The 16,602-nt window shown below is 69.2% G+C and carries 14 protein-coding genes; 9 read left to right on the top strand and 5 right to left on the bottom strand.

Annotation, left to right across the window (positions count from 1 at the left end):
• Positions 1 to 94: 94 nt before the first annotated feature.
• Positions 95 to 1,396 (top strand): FAD-dependent oxidoreductase, encoded by a 1,302-nt coding sequence (locus tag AQI88_RS07590; protein WP_066993964.1) that lies wholly within the window; start codon positions 95 to 97, stop codon positions 1,394 to 1,396.
• A 37-nt stretch (positions 1,397 to 1,433) separates the two neighbouring features.
• Positions 1,434 to 3,080 carry an APC family permease gene (locus AQI88_RS07585; RefSeq protein ID WP_066993961.1) on the top strand — a complete coding sequence of 549 codons (1,647 nt, stop codon included), beginning with the start codon at positions 1,434 to 1,436 and terminating at the stop codon, positions 3,078 to 3,080.
• Between the two features lie 21 nt (positions 3,081 to 3,101).
• Here AQI88_RS07585 and AQI88_RS07580 read toward each other — a convergent pair whose 3' ends face one another.
• Positions 3,102 to 3,659, bottom strand: coding sequence for an NADPH-dependent FMN reductase (locus AQI88_RS07580; protein WP_066993958.1), 558 nt, complete (start codon positions 3,657 to 3,659; stop codon positions 3,102 to 3,104).
• Between the two features lie 34 nt (positions 3,660 to 3,693).
• Positions 3,694 to 4,098 (bottom strand): hypothetical protein, encoded by a 405-nt coding sequence (locus AQI88_RS47505; RefSeq protein WP_244184075.1) that lies wholly within the window; start codon positions 4,096 to 4,098, stop codon positions 3,694 to 3,696.
• On the opposite strand from AQI88_RS47505, the gene AQI88_RS07575 reads away from it, so the two are divergent.
• From AQI88_RS07575 to AQI88_RS07550, 7 genes are all read left to right on the top strand, one after another.
• Positions 4,073 to 5,209, top strand: coding sequence for an MFS transporter (locus AQI88_RS07575; protein WP_244184074.1), 1,137 nt, complete (start codon positions 4,073 to 4,075; stop codon positions 5,207 to 5,209). The two genes, AQI88_RS47505 and AQI88_RS07575, sit on opposite strands and share 26 nt — an antisense overlap.
• Before the next feature lie 153 nt (positions 5,210 to 5,362).
• The gene (locus AQI88_RS07570) at positions 5,363 to 6,349 is read left to right on the top strand and encodes an aldo/keto reductase (RefSeq protein WP_066993957.1); all 987 of its coding nucleotides are present in this window, start codon (positions 5,363 to 5,365) and stop codon (positions 6,347 to 6,349) included.
• Between the two features lie 346 nt (positions 6,350 to 6,695).
• Positions 6,696 to 7,946, top strand: a complete 1,251-nt coding sequence (locus AQI88_RS47500; RefSeq protein WP_244184073.1) for a hypothetical protein — start codon at positions 6,696 to 6,698, stop codon at positions 7,944 to 7,946.
• A gap of 1,174 nt (positions 7,947 to 9,120) precedes the next feature.
• Positions 9,121 to 9,906 (top strand): helix-turn-helix transcriptional regulator, encoded by a 786-nt coding sequence (locus tag AQI88_RS07560; RefSeq protein ID WP_066993954.1) that lies wholly within the window; start codon positions 9,121 to 9,123, stop codon positions 9,904 to 9,906.
• Positions 9,907 to 9,992: 86 nt separating this feature from the next.
• The gene (locus tag AQI88_RS46545) at positions 9,993 to 10,154 is read left to right on the top strand and encodes a hypothetical protein (RefSeq protein ID WP_167357448.1); all 162 of its coding nucleotides are present in this window, start codon (positions 9,993 to 9,995) and stop codon (positions 10,152 to 10,154) included.
• 74 nt (positions 10,155 to 10,228) lie between these two features.
• Positions 10,229 to 11,677: an argininosuccinate synthase gene (gene argG / locus AQI88_RS07555; protein ID WP_066993952.1), complete on the top strand. Its 1,449-nt coding sequence runs from the start codon at positions 10,229 to 10,231 to the stop codon at positions 11,675 to 11,677.
• Positions 11,678 to 11,915: 238 nt separating this feature from the next.
• Complete coding sequence (locus AQI88_RS07550; protein WP_066993947.1) at positions 11,916 to 13,595, top strand: immunity 49 family protein; 1,680 nt, start codon at positions 11,916 to 11,918, stop codon at positions 13,593 to 13,595.
• 104 nt (positions 13,596 to 13,699) lie between these two features.
• Here AQI88_RS07550 and AQI88_RS07545 read toward each other — a convergent pair whose 3' ends face one another.
• From AQI88_RS07545 to AQI88_RS48455, 3 genes are all read right to left on the bottom strand, one after another.
• A complete protein-coding gene (locus AQI88_RS07545; RefSeq protein WP_066993945.1) occupies positions 13,700 to 14,359 on the bottom strand; it encodes a DUF5825 family protein in 660 nt (219 codons plus the stop codon).
• Positions 14,360 to 14,407: 48 nt separating this feature from the next.
• The gene (locus tag AQI88_RS07540; protein ID WP_066994968.1) at positions 14,408 to 16,366 is read right to left on the bottom strand and encodes a RiPP maturation radical SAM C-methyltransferase; all 1,959 of its coding nucleotides are present in this window, start codon (positions 16,364 to 16,366) and stop codon (positions 14,408 to 14,410) included.
• A gap of 101 nt (positions 16,367 to 16,467) precedes the next feature.
• Positions 16,468 to 16,593 carry a hypothetical protein gene (locus tag AQI88_RS48455; protein ID WP_257785090.1) on the bottom strand — a complete coding sequence of 42 codons (126 nt, stop codon included), beginning with the start codon at positions 16,591 to 16,593 and terminating at the stop codon, positions 16,468 to 16,470.
• Between the last annotated feature and the right edge of the window lie 9 nt (positions 16,594 to 16,602).

The following is a 16,602-nucleotide window of genomic DNA, read 5'->3' as shown; positions in this document are numbered from 1 at the left end:
GCGAACACCGCCGGGGGCCCGGGGTGCGGGCGCGGCGAGGAGTACAGTATTCATCGACCGATGAATTACTGGTTTCGTGAAGGGCAGGACTGCCATGGAACGGACCACGTGCTGTGTGGTGGGAGGCGGCCCCGCGGGCATGGTGCTCGCCCTGCTGCTGGCCCGGGCCGGCGTCGCGGTGACGGTGCTGGAGAAGCACGCCGACTTCCTGCGTGACTTCCGCGGCGACACCGTCCACCCCTCAACCCTTGCGCTGCTGGACGACTTGGGCCTCGCCGAGCGCTTCGCCCGGCTGCCACAGCGCCGGGTACGCACCGTCCAGCTCCCTGTCGGAGCCGGCCGCTCGGCGGTCACGGTCGCGGACCTCACGGTCCTGCGCGGCCCCTACAACTACGTGGCGATGGTGCCCCAGTGGGACCTGCTGGACCTGCTGGCGGACGAGGCCCGGCGCGAACCGTCCTTCGACCTGCGGATGAGCACGGAAGCGACCTCCTTCCTCATCGAATCCGGGCGGGTGACCGGGGTGCGCTACCGCACCTCGGACGGCCGCACCGGCGAGTTGCGCGCCGTCCTCACCGTCGCCTGCGACGGCCGCGGATCACTGGCGCGCTCCCGGCCGGAACTGGGACTGCGCCGCTTCGCCTGCCCGATGGACGCCTGGTGGTTCCGCCTGCCGCGACACGAGGGCGACCCGCGCGGACTCGTCGGCAGTGCCGGCGACCGCTTCCTGACCGCGATGATCGACCGCGGCGACTACTGGCAGTGCGCCGGACTCATCCCCAAGGGCACCGACGCAGAGCGCCGCGCCGCCGGCCTCGACCGCTTCCTGGCCGACTTCACCGCCGCCGTCCCCTGGATCGCCGACCGCGCCCACGCCCTGCGCTCGTGGGACGAGGTCAAGCTCCTCGACGTACGCCTGGACCGCCTGCGCCGCTGGCACCGCCCCGGCCTGCTGTGCATCGGCGACGCCGCGCACGCGATGTCCCCGGTCTTCGGCATCGGGATCAACCTCGCAGTCCAGGACGCCGTGGCCGCCGCCCGCTACCTGACCGAGCCGTTGCGCCGCGGGAGCGTGCGCCTGCACGACGTACGCGGTGTGCAGCGCCGCCGCCGTCCCACCACCATCGCCACACAGGCACTCCAGCGAATCGCCCACGCCCGCGTCATCGCTCCCGTCCTGGAAGGCCGGCCACCCCTCGGCAGCGCGGAGCGGGCAGAGCGCCTCATACGCCTGCTCACCGGGTCACGATGGATACGCCGCCTCCCCGCGTACTTCATCGGATACGGCGCACGTCGAGAACGTCCACCCGAAGTAGCCGTCCGCCGGCCGAAAGGCTCCGGTTCCTGCGCGCAGCCCACCCGCGGTCCCGCCCCACCCGTGGCACGATGGTGGTGAGCATCACCCTGATGCCCCTGATGAGGGGGTGTGGAGGATGGCCGTATCGCAATCGTCGCCCACCTCGGAATCCCACCGGCCGGGACTGAGGCGCGAAATCGGCTTCGTCGGGCTCATCTGGGCATCCGAGGGCTCGATCATCGGATCCGGATGGCTGTTCGGTGCGCAGGGCGCTCTGGCCGCGGCCGGACCCGCGGCGATCATCTCCTGGGCCATCGGCGGCCTCGCGATCCTGATTCTTGCACTGGTCCACGCCGAACTCGGCGGAATGTACCCGGTCTCCGGCGGCACCGCACGCTTCCCGCACTACGCCTTCGGCGGGGCCGCGGGCGCGTCCTTCGGCTGGTTCTCCTGGCTGCAGGCGGCCACGGTGGCGCCCATCGAGGTACTGGCGATGATCACCTACGCCCAGCACTACTCCTGGGCGAGCGGCTGGGAGAAGGTCCAGGGCGGCGAACACGTCCTGACCCCACCCGGCATCGCCGTCGCGGTGGGCCTGATGGCGGTCATCACGGCCATCAACTTCCTCAGCATCCGTCTGCTGGCACGCACCAACAGCGCGGCGACCTGGTGGAAAGTCGGCGTCCCCCTGCTGACGATCTTCGTGTTCGCCGTCGCCCAGTTCCACACCAGCAACTTCACCGCTGCCGACGGATTCGACCCCTACGGAGCCAAGGGCATTCTGTCCGCCGTCTCCACCAGCGGCATCATCTTCGCTCTGCTCGGGTTCGAGCAGGCCGACCAACTCGCCGGCGAGAGCGCCAACCCCAAGAGGGACATCCCGCGCGCGGTGATCGGATCGATCGTCCTCGGCATCATCATCTACATCCTCCTCCAGGTCACCTTCCTCGCAGCCCTGCCCGCGCACCAGATCGGCAGCCACTGGGCCACCTCCGCGTTCACCGCGCTGAGCGGACCGTTCGCCCAGGTCGCCACCCTCATCAGCCTCGCCTGGCTGGCCACGGTCCTCTACCTCGACGCCGTGATCTCCCCTGCCGGGACCGGCCTGATCTACATCACCGGCTCCTCCCGCGTCTCCTACGGCCTCAGCCGCAACGGCTACGTGCCCTCCGTCTTCGAGACCACCAACCGGCGCGGTGTCCCCTGGGCGGGCCTCATCACCGCCTTCGTGATCGGCTGCATCTGCTTCCTGCCCTTCCCCAGCTGGCGCTCCCTCGTCGGGCTGATCACCAGCGCCAGCGTGCTCATGTACGCCGGTGCGCCGCTCTCCTTCGGCGTGTTCCGCAACCGGCTGCCGCACGCACATCGCCCCTACCGGCTGCCCGGAGGCAGCTGGATGTCGCCGCTGGCCTTCGCCGTCGCCAACCTGCTGATCCTGTGGTCGGGGTGGACCACCGACTGGAAACTCGGCGTCGCCATCCTCATCGGCTACGTCATCCTGGTGGCCAACCGGGTCTTCAAGATGAACCCGATCACTCCTCAACTCGACCTGCACGCCGCCCAGTGGCTGCCCGCCTACCTGGTCGGCATGGGCCTGATCGTCTACCTCAGCGACTTCGGGCCCCTCAAGCACCCGTGGTTCCCGCTGTGGTGGGACATCGGAGTCACCGCCGCCTTCAGCCTCGTCATCTACTACTGGGCCATGGCAGTCGCCCTGCCGACCGAGAAGATCCAACGCATGGTCGACCAGGTCGTCGTCCCGGAGGAGGAGGACATCCTCTGACCGCCCGGCACCGGGCCGGACTCACCCGGTCTCGCTGTCTCCTCCGTCGGGCTCCGCCAGCATTCCGAGCACCTTGCCGAGCTGCGCGCGGACCCCGTCATCGGTGATGAATCCGTCTGCGCCGACCATCTGGCGGTCCACCGGAATCCTCATGCAGGCCGACTCCACGATGTCGGCACCGGTGTAACCGAGCACGGTGCGCAGCGTGGCCTGCGCACCCTGGCCGCGGCCAGGTGCCGCCACGTTGACCCAAGCCACGGGCTTGTCGCAGATCTCGGTGCCGCCGACCGTCCAGTCCAGCAGATTCTTGAACGAACCCGGCAGTGTGCCGGCGTACTCAGGGGTGCAGATCAAGAGCGCGGCCGCCTCCGCGATGGCCGCCCGCAACTCGGCCACGGGCGTGGGCAGCGGATCGTGGTCGTCATCAGGGTTGAAATGCGGCAATGCCGCCAAGCCGTCGTAGAGGACGGTGCGCACCTGCGCGGGGGCCACAGCCTGTGCCGTACGCAGCACAGACTCGTTGGAGGAACCCGCTCGCAGACTGCCGGACAGCAAAAGGATCACAGAAGACACAGGCATCCGCTCAAGGTAGCGGACGGCTGCTCCCGGACCCTCACATGTTTTTCAACGCCGCGCGACACACGAATCGTTCCCGCTCTTCCTGTGATTCTTCCCTTGCCGGCCGCACCTGTTCCGAACTGTCCTCACCGCCGCATACTCCCTGGTCGGCGGTGGTGACGGCGCACAGGCGGTTCTGGAGACAGCACCCGTCGACGCCTTCGAGCGCCACCCGCCTGTCAGGAAAGCCGGCGATCAGACATGGAGGAATGGTGTCACCAGGCGCATCGAGCCGCGTGCCCGAAGAACCGTCTGCAGAAGGCGTGGAAGGCCGGGAACCTTGGCTCGTCGCGCGCGGCATTCTCCTTGAGCCGGGCCCGAGGCGCACACTCGCAACGGCAAGTTTCGTCAACATGCTCGGCAGCGGCGTCTTCATGCTCAGCGCCGCGGTCTTCTTCACCCGCTCCGTGGGGCTCTCGGTGGCTCAGGTCGGCCTTGGCATGGGTGTGGGCTCCGTGGTGGGACTGCTCTCCGGTGTTCCCGTCGGGCGGATCGCCGACCGTCGTGGCCCGCGCGAGGTCTACATGCTGACGCTGACCGTTCAGGCCGTAGCCATGGCCATGCTGGTCCTCGTCCACACCTTCTGGCTGTTCACGGTGGTGGTCTGCCTCACCGAACTCGCAGGCTCCGCCAGCCAGGCAGCCCGTGGGCCCATCGTGCGCGGCCTCGCCGGCCCGCGACCCGCCCATTTCCGCGCCTACCTGCGCGCCGCCGTCAACCTGGCCTCCAGCATCGGCGCTGTGCCGGCCGCGTTCGTCGTCCAACTGGACACCCATGCCGGGTACCTCTGCCTCGTGCTGGGCAACGCCCTCAGCTTCGTGGCAACCGCCGTCATCGTCAGCCGACTGCCGTCCCTGCCACCGGTCCCCGCTCCCCGAGGCAGCGGACGCCGGTCGGCGTTGAAGGACCACCGCTACCTGGTGATCACCGCGCTCGACGGCATCATGTCGATCCACGGCTCCGTGCTGGTCTTCGCCCTGCCGCTGTGGATCATCGGCCATACCCATGCTCCCCGCTGGTTCACCGGATCCAGCGTCCTCCTCAACACCGCCATGGTGATCTTCCTGCAGGTCAGGGCCAGCCGCGGCATCGACACCAACGCTGCCGCCGCACACGCCTGGCGCCGCGCGGGCTGTGCCTTTCTGGCCGGGATGACACTCATCGGCCTCGCCTCCGGGACGTCCGCATGGGGTGCCGTCCTGCTGATCCTTCTCGGGGTGGGCGTGCACACCCTCGGTGAACTCCTGCATGCGGCTGGTTCGTTCGAGTTGCGGTACAGCCTCGCCCCCGCGTACGCACAGGGCCAGTACTCGGGCGTCTTCCGCTTCGGCAGCGGTCTTGCGAGCGTCGTCGCACCGTCCGTACTGGCATGGCTCTGCCTCGACGGTGGCACGCTGGGCTGGCTGCTGATGGGGGGAATCTTCCTGAGTGTGGGCTTCGTGGCGCCACCGGTGGTCCGATGGGCCCAGCGGCCCCGCCGGAAGGAAGCAGCGAACGCCGCGCCGGTCTGAGACCACTTCTCGCCCCACTGGATCCAGTTCTCGGCGGAACGGGGACGATCGGCGAGGGGCAGGCCCTTGTGCCTGGTCGTCGGTTGACATGGAGCGCGCTCCAACAACTAGCGTCCAGAGCACACGTTTTGCACGAGCTCAGGAGGCAGCAGCATGACCGACGTCCCCACCCGGTATCTAGGCGAACTGGCGGTCTCCGCGCAGGGCCTGGGGTGCATGGGCATGAGCCACGGCTACGGTGCCACGGACGACGCGCAGTCGATCACGACGCTGCACCACGCCCTCGACCTCGGGGTGACCCTCCTGGACACCTCCGACTTCTACGGCTCCGGGCACAACGAGGAGCTGATCGGACGAGCCGTCGCCGGGCGCCGCGACGAGGTGGTGCTGGCCACGAAGTTCGGTTTCGCCAACCGCCTGGGCGAGCCCACCCTGATCCGCGGCGACGCGGCCTACGTGCGGCAGGCGTGCGAGGCCTCCCTGCGCCGCCTCGGGGTCGACCACATCGACCTCTACTACCAGCACCGGGTCGATCCGCAGGTGCCGATCGAGGAGACCGTCGGTGCCATGGCCGAGCTGGTGCAGGCCGGGAAGGTCCGCCATCTGGGGCTGTCCGAGGCCGGCGCGCAAACCATCCGGCGGGCGCACGCGGTGCACCCGATCGCCGCGCTGCAGAGCGAGTGGTCGTTGTGGACCCGCGACCTGGAGGCCGAGATCGCCCCGGTCTGCCGTGAGCTCGGGATCGGCCTGGTCCCGTTCTCCCCGCTCGGGCGCGGTTTCCTCACCGGCCGCTACAGCTCGGTCGAAGGCCTGGCGGAAAACGACGTGCGGCGCAGCCAGCCCCGGTTCGCCGACGGCAACCTCGAACGGAACCTGGCGATCGTCGCGAAGCTGAACGAGCTGGCCGCGGAGAAAGCAGTCACTGCCGGGCAGCTCGCCCTGGCCTGGGTACAGCACCGGGGCGACGACGTGGTACCCATCCCCGGGACGCGGCGGCAGCAGTACCTGGAGGAGAACCTCGCGGCCCTGAGCGTCGACCTGTCCGCCGAGGACCTCGCCGCCATCGAGGCCGCCGCCCCGTCCGAGCAGATCGCGGGCAACCGTTACGACGGGACCAGCCTCACCTTCGTCAACCGCTGAGCCCGCCTGGGCGCTCCGCTCCCGGGCCGGCTCCGGCGCTCCCGCCCAGTGAGCCGGCTCAGCCGGGGGCCGCTCGGGGCATCGAGCCGAGCAGCTCCGAAGCCACTCCGAGCACTCACTGGGGAGAGCACACAGGCCCCGGCGTGGGACCGCGACGCGAACCGCTTCTCCAGCGCCTCCCGCCGCGCCACCCGGGCCAAGTGGCCTCCCGGGCTACACCATCCGGTGGCTTATGGCCGCCGCAGCGTTATTCATGTAAGCCGATTTCCTATTCATTCCACTGTCCAGCTCTTGGTGCTGACCAACCGTCACGAAGCCCTGAACCGAGTCGAGGAGAGTGGAGTACATGACGACATCGCCGCGATGGCGATCTGTCCTGGCGCCGGCCGTTGTGGCCGCCGCGCTGGCCGGGGCCCCGCTGGCGAATGCGGGAACGGTCTACGCTCAGGACCACAGCCCCCCGCACCCGCCGTACCCGGGGAAGTCGGCCTACCCGCTGTACCCGCCGAAGCCCGACCACCCGATGAAGCCGGACCATCCGCCGAAGCCCGACCATCCGGTGAAGCCGGTGTATCCGGTGAAGCCCGACCATCCGGTGAAGCCGGTGTATCCGGTGAAGCCAGATCATCCGGTGAAGCCCGACCATCCGGTGAAGCCGGTGTATCCGGTGAAGCCAGATCATCCGGTGAAGCCCGACCATCCGGTGAAGCCGGTGTATCCGGTGAAGCCAGATCATCCGGTGAAGCCGGTGAAGCCGGTGTATCCGGAGAAGCCTGTGTATCCGGTGAAGCCGGTGAAGCCTGTGTATCCGGTGAAGCCCGACCACCCGGTTAAGCCCGCGTATCCGGTGAAGCCGGTGTATCCGGAGAAGCCTGTGTATCCGGTGAAGCCGGTGAAGCCCGCGTACCCGGAGAAGCCTGCCTATCCGGTTAAGCCCGCGTACCCGGTTAAGCCCGCGTACCCGGTGAAGCCCGCGTATCCGGTGAAGCCCGCGTACCCGGAGAAGCCTGCCTATCCGGTTAAGCCCGCGTACCCGGTTAAGCCCGCGTACCCGGTTAAGCCCGCGTATCCGGTGAAGCCCGCGTATCCGGTGAAGCCGGTGAAGCCCGCGTACCCGGTGAAGCCCGCGTACCCGGTTAAGCCCGCGTACCCAGTGAAGCCCGCGTACCCGGTTAAGCCCGCGTACCCAGTGAAGCCCGCGTACCCGGTGAAGCCGGTGTATCCGGAGAAGCCGGTGTATCCGGTGAAGCCGGTGAAGCCGGTGTACCCGGAGAAGCCTGCCTATCCGGTGAAGCCCGTGAAGCCGGTGAAGCCGGAGTATCCGGTTAAGCCCGTGAAGCCGGTGAAGCCCGAGTATCCGGTTAAGCCGGTGTATCCGGTGAAGCCGGTGAAGCCGGTGAAGCCGGAGTATCCGGAGAAGCCGGTGAAGCCCGTGAAGCCGGAGTATCCGGAGAAGCCGGTGAAGCCCGTGAAGCCGGAGTATCCGGAGAAGCCCACCCACCCGGTTAAGCCCGAACACCCGGTGAAGGCCACCCACCCGGAGCACTCGACGAAACAGCACCACGAGAAGTCGGAGCGCGGGCACGAGGACGACTAGCCACACTCGTGAACACGGGTGACAACGACAAGGAGTAGCTGATCCCGGGTGGTGTGGCCGTCGGCGGTCCCGGCGAGAACTCCGGCGGCGGCCACGTCTGATCCCAGCGCTGCACGCCCACCAGCCCGACGGCGGGCGCGCTCTCCTTCGTCCCGGCGACCACCAGCCGGGCCCGGACGCCCGGGCCCGGCTCTGGATTCCGCGAGGCCGCGTCCCGTATCACTCCCTGAAAACGTCCATCTCGCCACGATGGCCGGCGCCCGGAGTGCGCCGGCCGTAGGGATCACGACGGTCCAGGACATCGCAAACATCCAGGAAAGCCCCGCACACCGATGCAGGCGACCTGCCGCTGAGCCTCAGTACCGACGTCGAAGTCACCGTCGGTGCCGACTTCTTGACGCGGTCATGTCGTCGGCATCGAGCGTGAACTCACCGCTGCAGACGTCCTGTGTCGGCCACGCGGGAAAGGGCGGTAGCTTTGGGATTCGGTGACCGTACGGCACTTTGACGCTCGCAAAGACCGCCGCCCTGATCGACTGCCGGGACGAAGGCCAGGACCAAGTGGTCCCGGCCTTCGCTCGTGTGTGGAGGGGTGAGCCACCACCCGGTCCACTGGTCCCTGTTCGCTGGTTGGAGCCAGAGGAAGACAGGGCCTACCCGTCATGCGGACGGGTAGATGTGCGGATCGTCGCAGCCTGACGCGAGCGACAGCAAGTGCATCTGGGACAGATTTGGAGAAAGAACCGTTGCGAGCCCGGTGTCCCTCCCGGCTCCTCGCGGGGCGCTCCGGTGCAGCCTGGGCTTTCCGAGAGGGGGATCACCGCAGCGTTCAGCCATGGCCAATCATTCTGGCGCACTTGCCACTTCGCCCCGTCTCCCGCAGACGCGACAGATACGAATTTAATAACCGCGGCCAGCTTTCGAGCGGTCCGATCGCTGGCACCATGCTGTCCACCGCAGCGCAGTGGAGCCACCCGCCGCGCCGCGCGTCTCGGTTGGAGCCAGGTCCGGGTCGTCCCGTCCCGGAATGCCGTGTGGGCCGCGAAACCCCCACGCGCACGATGCGAAGAAGGGCCACTCATGCTGCACCATCCCTCGATAGCACCCGTTGGCGGAGGCGGACAGTGGCCGGCACCACCGCTCGGGTAGCCCGGTGGCGCGCACGGGGCGTCCGATGGCGCCCATTCCCAACCCGGGCAGTGCGAAGGGCAGGCTGGCCGTGGCGCTGCGGACAGCGAGAGCACGAAGGGGCCTGAGCCGCCGGGAGATCGCCCTGAGGATCGGCACGTCGATCGGGACCGTCCAGCGCGCGGAGTCCGGCCACGATCTGCCGACATTGGAGACGGCGCAGGCCTTTGCGGGCGCCTGTCACCTGGACATGGAGCGGATCGAGACGCTGTGGAGGAAGGCCGCACAGCGCGGACGCAAACAGCCCCTGACCCGGGCGCGACCGCTGCCGCAGATCGTGGACACCGCAGAACTGGGGCTGGCGCTCAGACAGGCCTGGGAACTCAACGGCTGTCCCTCCGCGGACGAGATGGAACGGCGCGCCAGAGTCCGCGCCCATGAGTTCGTCCCGCTGTCGCGGTCGACCGCCTGGCGGATCCGCGAAAGGGACCAGTCCGTCACCTCGGAGAAGCAGTTGTTCGCCTACCTCGTCGCCTGTCAGGAACCGGAGAAGCGGTTTCCTCTCTGGTCCGACACCTGGCACCGGGTACGGCAGGCGAAGTCCCGAGGTGAGGGCGCGGGCGATGCCCGCCGGCAGTGGCTGGAAGCAGCCGAAGCCGCACAGCATCTGCGCGAGGTCGGCCTCACCCCCCTGGAACGCTTTCCCGGCCACCTGGCCCCCTGGACCGTCCGGTGCCGGCGGCGAGCATGCCGCCAGGTCAGCCGCATCCGTTACGCGGACATCGTCGCCACTGCCTACGGCTGCCGGATCTGCGCCGGGATCATCGCCTGACCGATTCGGCCGCCCAAGGCAGACCGCGCTCGTGGAGAAACCCTGATCCGGGTGCCCAGGCCCCGCACGAGAACGAGGAGATCACCATGTCCACCCCAAGCCCCTGGCGCGGACGTGCGCGGCAGGTCTGGGCCTGGAGCCGCCGCCGTTCGGGCGCGATGCTCTCCAGCGCGCTGCGAGGCGCCGCCTACGCGTCCGGCGCGGGAGCCGTCGGCCTGATCTTCTGGTGGATTCGGCAGAAGCTCTAGCCGCGTGGCCCTGCCAGATCGGGATCCGGACCAGCCCCTTTGTATAAAGATGCATCTCATGGCATAGTCTTCCCATGTCTAAGGTCCTCACCTCCCTCCCCGTCGGCGAGCGCATCGGTATCGCGTTCTCGGGCGGCCTCGACACTTCGGTCGCGGTCGCGTGGATGCGCGACAAGGGCGCCGTCCCCTGCACGTACACCGCCGACATCGGCCAGTACGACGAGCCCGACATCGACTCGGTGCCCGGCCGTGCGAAGACCTACGGCGCCGAGGTCGCCCGCCTGGTCGACTGCCGTGCGGCACTGGTCGAGGAGGGTCTGGCCGCCCTCGCCTGCGGGGCCTTCCACATCCGCTCGGGCGGGCGCCCCTACTTCAACACCACGCCGCTCGGCCGCGCCGTCACCGGCACCCTCCTGGTCCGGGCGATGCTCGAGGACGATGTACAGATCTGGGGCGACGGGTCCACCTTCAAGGGCAACGACATCGAGCGGTTCTACCGGTACGGCCTGCTCGCCAACCCGCACCTGCGGATCTACAAGCCCTGGCTGGACGCGGACTTCGTGACCGAACTCGGCGGCCGCAAGGAAATGTCGGAGTGGCTCCTCGCCCACAAGCTGCCCTACCGCGACAGCACGGAGAAGGCGTACTCCACCGACGCCAACATCTGGGGCGCCACCCACGAGGCCAAGACCCTGGAACACCTGGACACCGGCATCGAGACCGTCGAGCCGATCATGGGCGTGCGGTTCTGGGACCCGGAAGTCGAGATCCTCACCGAGGACGTGACGATCGGCTTCGAGCAGGGCCGCCCGGTGACGGTCAACGGCAAGGAGTTCGTCTCCGCCGTCGACCTGGTGATGGAGGCGAACGCCATCGGCGGCCGCCACGGCCTGGGCATGTCGGACCAGATCGAGAACCGGATCATCGAGGCAAAGAGCCGCGGCATCTACGAGGCGCCGGGCATGGCCCTGCTGCACACGGCCTACGAGCGCCTGGTCAACGCGATCCACAACGAGGACACCGTCGCCCAGTACCACAACGAGGGACGGCGCCTCGGCAGGCTGCTCTACGAGGGCCGCTGGCTGGACCCGCAGGCGCTGATGGTGCGCGAGTCGTTGCAGCGCTGGGTCGGAGCGGCGATCACCGGTGAGGTGACGCTGCGGCTGCGGCGCGGCGAGGACTACTCGATCCTCGACACCACGGGCCCCGCGTTCAGCTACCACCCGGACAAGCTGTCCATGGAGCGGACCGAGGACTCGGCGTTCGGCCCGTCGGACCGGATCGGCCAGCTCACCATGCGCAACCTCGACATCGCCGACTCCCGCGCGCGGCTCGAGCAGTACGCGATTCTGGGCATGGTCGGCACCGACCACCCGACGCTGATCGGAGCCGCGCAGGCGGCCTCGACCGGTCTGATCGGCGCGATGGACAGGGGCGGCGCCGAGGCGATCGCCTCGCGCGGCGAGGCCGCGGAAGAGGAGACGATGCTGGACCGCGCCGCGATGGAGTCCGGCACGGACTGAGACCGGTCAGCGGTCAGCGGCGGGCCCCGACGGTTCTCTTCCGTCGGGGCCCGCCGCCGTACACCCGGCCCGGGAACGGGGACGGCCGCTCGCGCGTCACCGAGCACGCTCGCCCCACTGCGCACCACGCTCCGAGCTCGACTCTCAGCCTCCTACTGGCTCGTTGCTCCAGGTGAAGCCCGGTGAGAAGCGACCTCGGTGTCACACCGTCGCGCACCCGCCTCGTAGAGTCGCAGGGATGAAATCAGACGACTTCCCCGACTCCGGCCTCCCGATGCTGACTGCCGCGCAGGCCTCACATCTGCACGCACTCGCTGCCCCCTACGTCCAGGACGGCCACCACTACTCCCTGCACAACCTCGCACACTCGTGCCGCAAGGTGCCCGAGGAGCACTGGCCCGACCTGGTCGCCGCACACTTCGCCCGCCTCCAGCAGGCGAGTACGGGCGGCGAGAGCGCGGAGGAGCTGCTGCGCGGTGCCCATGCCCGGCTGCTGCCCGCCGATTCGCTCACCCCTGAACTCGCGGACGCTCTGCGCTACGCCCGTGTGGTGGCCGACGGACTCGTCTTCGCCTACGCCCTCGACGGGCCCACCAGCGTGCGGATCCTCACCGACCGCGACGTGGAGCGCGCCGGGCTCGAGGAGCTGGGGCGGGCGGCCCACGCGAACCTGATGCGCGTACCCGTCCGGCACGAAGAAGTGCCCGTCGAGGGGCGGGCGAGGCTGCACTCCCTGTACGGAGACTCCCCGTTCGTCGCCAGCAAGGCGCTGTTCCTGTCCGAAGCGGCCCGGCTGGCCGTCGGCGAGCCGCTCCCGGACGGCGGTGCTCTCGTCGCCGTGCCGACCCGGCACAACCTGGTGTACCACCCGATCGCGGACGGCTCCGTCGTAGACGCCGTCAACAGCCTTGCCGCCTACGCTCTGGGCGCTCACGAGGACGGGCCGGGTGCACTGTCACCGCGGGTCTACTGGTGGCACCGCGGCAGCCTGACCTCGCTCACGGTCATCGACCACGACACCCTCACGTTCTCCCTGCAGCCGCCGCCGCAGCTGCTCGACCTGATGAAGGGCCTGGTCCGCCTCGACCGCGCCGGCCGACTCGCCACGCGCACCGTGGACAACGCTCCCGACCTTGCCGAACTCACCCACACCACGGCCGAGTCGATAGCACACCTCAGCCAGGACCCGGCAGGACTGGGCGACGCCTTCGCCTCCGCCCTCGCACTCGCTCACGCCCGCTGCGCCACCGACCCCCGAGCGGCGCACGTCGACACGTGGGACGCATGGGCCAGCGCGGTTCAACTCGGCTCCGCATTGTTCACCGGCGCTCAGCCGCAGGAGTGTCATCTGGGCGAGAACCTCGTCAGGCAGTTGCCCGCCACGTCCGCCGAACCCCCCGCGGACGCCCGCGCCTGGCTCGATGCCCTCTACCTCGCAGTCGTGTGCCGTCAGCAGGACCGGATCAGCCGGCTGTGCCAGGTACCGCTGGAGACGCTACGACAGGACGACTCCGTCGACGAGTACGTCCTGCACTGGATCGACACGCTGCAGACCTACTTCTCCTCCCGCCCCATGGACGACGTCGTGCAGAAGCTGCTCGCCACCATGGATACCTCCATGCCCGACGCCCTGACCCACGCGCCGAAAGACTTCGTGAACCGGATCGACTACCAGCCGGTCGCCCTCTTCCACCGCCTCGTCGCGCGCGACCACGATGCCTTCGCCAAGGCACTCGCCGAGGCCCTCGCGGAACACGCCGGTTACTGGGGCGAATCGGCGGCCCCGCGTGCCCGGGTGGCACTCGGCCCCCTCGCGATGGCGAGTCTTGCCTACGACTACGAGTTCCCCATCGCCCCGGCGCAGCCGTATCTGCCCACGTATCTGCTCAACCGCGAACGGATCGAGGAAATCCCCTGACGACACCGACGCCGCTGTCCCGGATGGTCCCGACCAGCCACCGTCCGGGCCGGACGGACAGCGGCACTTCCGTGCTGTGCCTGGGCCGGTGCCGTCGGCACCGCCTACACGGCCATGGCCTCCTGGAGCCAGCGGGAGACGTGGTAGGGCAGCCACCAGGCGAGGTCGTCCGCTCGCAGGACGAGGTGTTCGGCGGTGAGCTCTTCCAGGATGTCGGTGCAGATGTCCGCGTGGTGCACGCCCCGGTCGAGTCGGGCGATGGCGGCCGGGTAGCGGGGGTCGTCGGCGGTGAACCGGCGTAGATCGCCCCAGCGCCGGTCGCGGATCTGGAGGAAGCCCGGCCCCCGACGCCAGATCAGTTTGCAGAGGTAGTGCCGGGTTCGCCAGGCGTGCAGGGCAGTGTCGGCGTCGGCGAGGCCGGCGACGGTGCGGGGCGGGTGCAGATGGGACAGCACCTTCCACAGGTGGTCGGCGCGGTCCGGGGGCAGGCGCAGGTCCCAGTCGACCTGGACGGCGCGCGCTGTCAGGTCGCGGATCAGGCAGAGCCGGTCGATCGCCGCCCGGGCGGCGGCCTGCCCGGGCGTGGCGAGGTCCACGGGGTTGTCGAGTTCGGCGCGTCGCGTGCCCATGGCCCACAGCCGTTCGGCGTCGCCGGGATCCGCGGTGAGCGGGACCCGGCCCAGGGACATGCCCGGCAGCGTCCGGGCCTGGGTGTCGTGGTCGCGCCAGGCCTGGACGGCCGGGTTCGGAGTGCTGGGTGGCATGGTCGGTCCTTGTCGGTGGCCGGAGTCGGATCGGCGGGGAAGGCGAGGTCAGGGGAGTGCGGGAGCCGCTGCGCCGTGGGCCGCCCTGACGGGTTCCCCGGCCGGTTCGGCTGTGGGGCGGGCGTACACATGACTCATGTAGTCCAGGCGCAGGAGGTCCTGGTTGACGGAGGCGGGCGCGATGTGGACGTACTGGCCCGCGTCGGTGAAGGTCACGCCCAGCGCCGTCCAGTCGTCGAGCAGGTCCTGCACATCCTCGGGAGTGCGGTCGGCGAAGGCGGGGACGCAGGTCGCCTTGCGGTGCAGGGCCGCGGGGGAGTGCGGCTGGTCCAGGAGACGGAACACCGCCACGGCGAACGGTTCGGTCAGGCGCAGGGTCTGCCAGTCGAAGGAGTGCCTCCGGCTGACCAGGACGATCTCGTCCCCCAGGTCGGTGTGGGTGAGCCTGGCGTCGGTGTGCTGCTTCTTCCACGCGGCGATGGCGTCGTTCAGCCGGGTTACCGTGTCCTTGCCGATGCCGCGTTCGGGCGCCTGGAAGACGTAGGCCAGGTCGTGCAGTTCCTCCTCGGGCAGGTCGTAGGTGAACAGGTAGTGCTCCTCGGGGCGCAGCCCGGTGAAGCCCAGTTCGGGCCGCTTGAAGTAGGGGCTGAAGCGTTCGATGGCGATGCGGGCGGACAGGTCGACCGGCGGGTTCAGGTGCTCCAGCGCGGGCAGTTGGCGGATCACGGGGTCGTAGTCCTCGGCGGTCTCACCGGGGAAGCCGTGCAGGTAGTTCCAGGACACGGACAGTCCCGTCTCGGCCGCGTCCCGGAGCATGCGCACGTTCTGGCAGCCGCTGACCCCCTTGTCCATGAGGTCGAGCACCCTGCTGTTGAGGCTCTCGATGCCCGGCTGGACGTAGATGAGGCCGGCGTCGGCGAGGACCTGTAGCTGCGGGCGGCGCATGTTCGCCTTGATCTCGATGTGCATGCGCAGGTCGTAGCCGCTGTCGATGATCCGGGGCAGCACGGTGGACAGGTATCGCATGTCGAGGATGTTGTCGACCACGTACATGTCGAGGACGCGATGGCGCTCCGCCAGGTCCATGATCTCCTGGTAGAAGGTGTCGGGGCTCTTGCTGCGGAACTCCATGAACGAGCCGTTCAGACCGCAGAACGTGCAGTGGTGCTTCTCGCCCCACCAGCAGCCGCGGGCGCCCTCGACCACCAGCTTCGGCTCCACCCAGTTGCGGGCGACGGACCCGGCGAGGCGTTCGAAGTAGCCGCTGTAGTCGGGAGGCAGGATGGCCGCCGGGGGCAGGGGACCGGTGGGCATGGGGTTGGCGGTCGAGGAGGTGCCGTCGCCGCGGTGGCACAAGCCCGGGATGCCGGCCAGCACGGCGGCCCCCGATCCGTCCCGCAGCGCTTCGAGCAGCCGCGGGAAGGCGTCCTCGCCCTCACCGCGCACCACGAAGTCGACGAAGGGGAAGTTGCGGTGCACGGCGGCGCCCTGTTCGGCGTCGCAGTTGGCGCCGCCCATGACGGTCACGACCTGCGGGGCGAGCCGCTTGATGTGCCGGGCTGCGGCCAGAGCGGCGGTGTTCTGCTGGAACGTGGACGTCAGCCCCACGACATCGGGCGCGAGGTCGGCCACCCGCTGCGCGATCTCCGTCACGAACTCGGGTGCGATCTCGTGCAGTTGGCGTGTCATGCGCATCCGTGCGGAGCGCAGCTTGCCGGTCATGGCCTCGGTGAACTCGGCGTCCTTCCAGGCCGGATCGTCGTACAGGGCACTGGAGAAGACCCAGTCGCCGCAGCCGAGGAAGTAGGACGACAGCGCGTAGTACTCGTAGTCCTCCGCGGAGAACTCGGTGCGCCGGGTGATCCAGTCGGTGAATTCCAGGTTCGCGTGCAGCACCTCGCACGTCGCCCCCGCAACGCGCTCGTCGACACTGCGTTTGATGATGCCCAGGGCCAAGGAGGGCAGGTCGATGGGCGACCAGGGCATGTTGAGCAGGAGAACGCGCACGGTCGGCTCCTTGAGGGACGGCACGGGCAGGGGGGCGGGAGGGCGGGAGGAACGGGGAGCCCGGCCGGCCCGCGTGCTGTGCGGGCCGGCCGGGCCGTTGTTCACTCCTCGTCGTCGCCGCCCTCGTCGGCGTTGCGGAACGGGATCGTGATGGTGATGCCGATGCCCGGCTTGCGGTTCTCCTCGTCGCCCGCGAGCGGGTCGTTGTGGATGATGTCCTTCTGCACGGTGTTCCT

This window comes from Streptomyces cellostaticus (genome assembly GCF_001513965.1).
GTDB lineage: Bacteria > Actinomycetota > Actinomycetes > Streptomycetales > Streptomycetaceae > Streptomyces > Streptomyces cellostaticus.
The sequence above is the reverse complement of the archived record's forward strand: the minus strand, read 5'-3'. Positions and strand labels throughout refer to the sequence as shown.

Coding starts and splice junctions, on each gene's coding strand:
- AQI88_RS07590 (WP_066993964.1), top strand. CDS start 95: ATGGAACGGACCACGTGCTGTGTGGTGGGAGGCGGCCCCGCGGGCATG.
- AQI88_RS07585 (WP_066993961.1), top strand. CDS start 1,434: ATGGCCGTATCGCAATCGTCGCCCACCTCGGAATCCCACCGGCCGGGA.
- AQI88_RS07580 (WP_066993958.1), bottom strand. CDS start 3,659: ATGCCTGTGTCTTCTGTGATCCTTTTGCTGTCCGGCAGTCTGCGAGCG.
- AQI88_RS07575 (WP_244184074.1), top strand. CDS start 4,073: ATGCTCAGCGCCGCGGTCTTCTTCACCCGCTCCGTGGGGCTCTCGGTG.
- AQI88_RS07570 (WP_066993957.1), top strand. CDS start 5,363: ATGACCGACGTCCCCACCCGGTATCTAGGCGAACTGGCGGTCTCCGCG.
- AQI88_RS47500 (WP_244184073.1), top strand. CDS start 6,696: ATGACGACATCGCCGCGATGGCGATCTGTCCTGGCGCCGGCCGTTGTG.
- AQI88_RS07560 (WP_066993954.1), top strand. CDS start 9,121: ATGGCGCCCATTCCCAACCCGGGCAGTGCGAAGGGCAGGCTGGCCGTG.
- AQI88_RS46545 (WP_167357448.1), top strand. CDS start 9,993: ATGTCCACCCCAAGCCCCTGGCGCGGACGTGCGCGGCAGGTCTGGGCC.
- argG (WP_066993952.1), top strand. CDS start 10,229: ATGTCTAAGGTCCTCACCTCCCTCCCCGTCGGCGAGCGCATCGGTATC.
- AQI88_RS07550 (WP_066993947.1), top strand. CDS start 11,916: ATGAAATCAGACGACTTCCCCGACTCCGGCCTCCCGATGCTGACTGCC.
- AQI88_RS07545 (WP_066993945.1), bottom strand. CDS start 14,359: ATGCCACCCAGCACTCCGAACCCGGCCGTCCAGGCCTGGCGCGACCAC.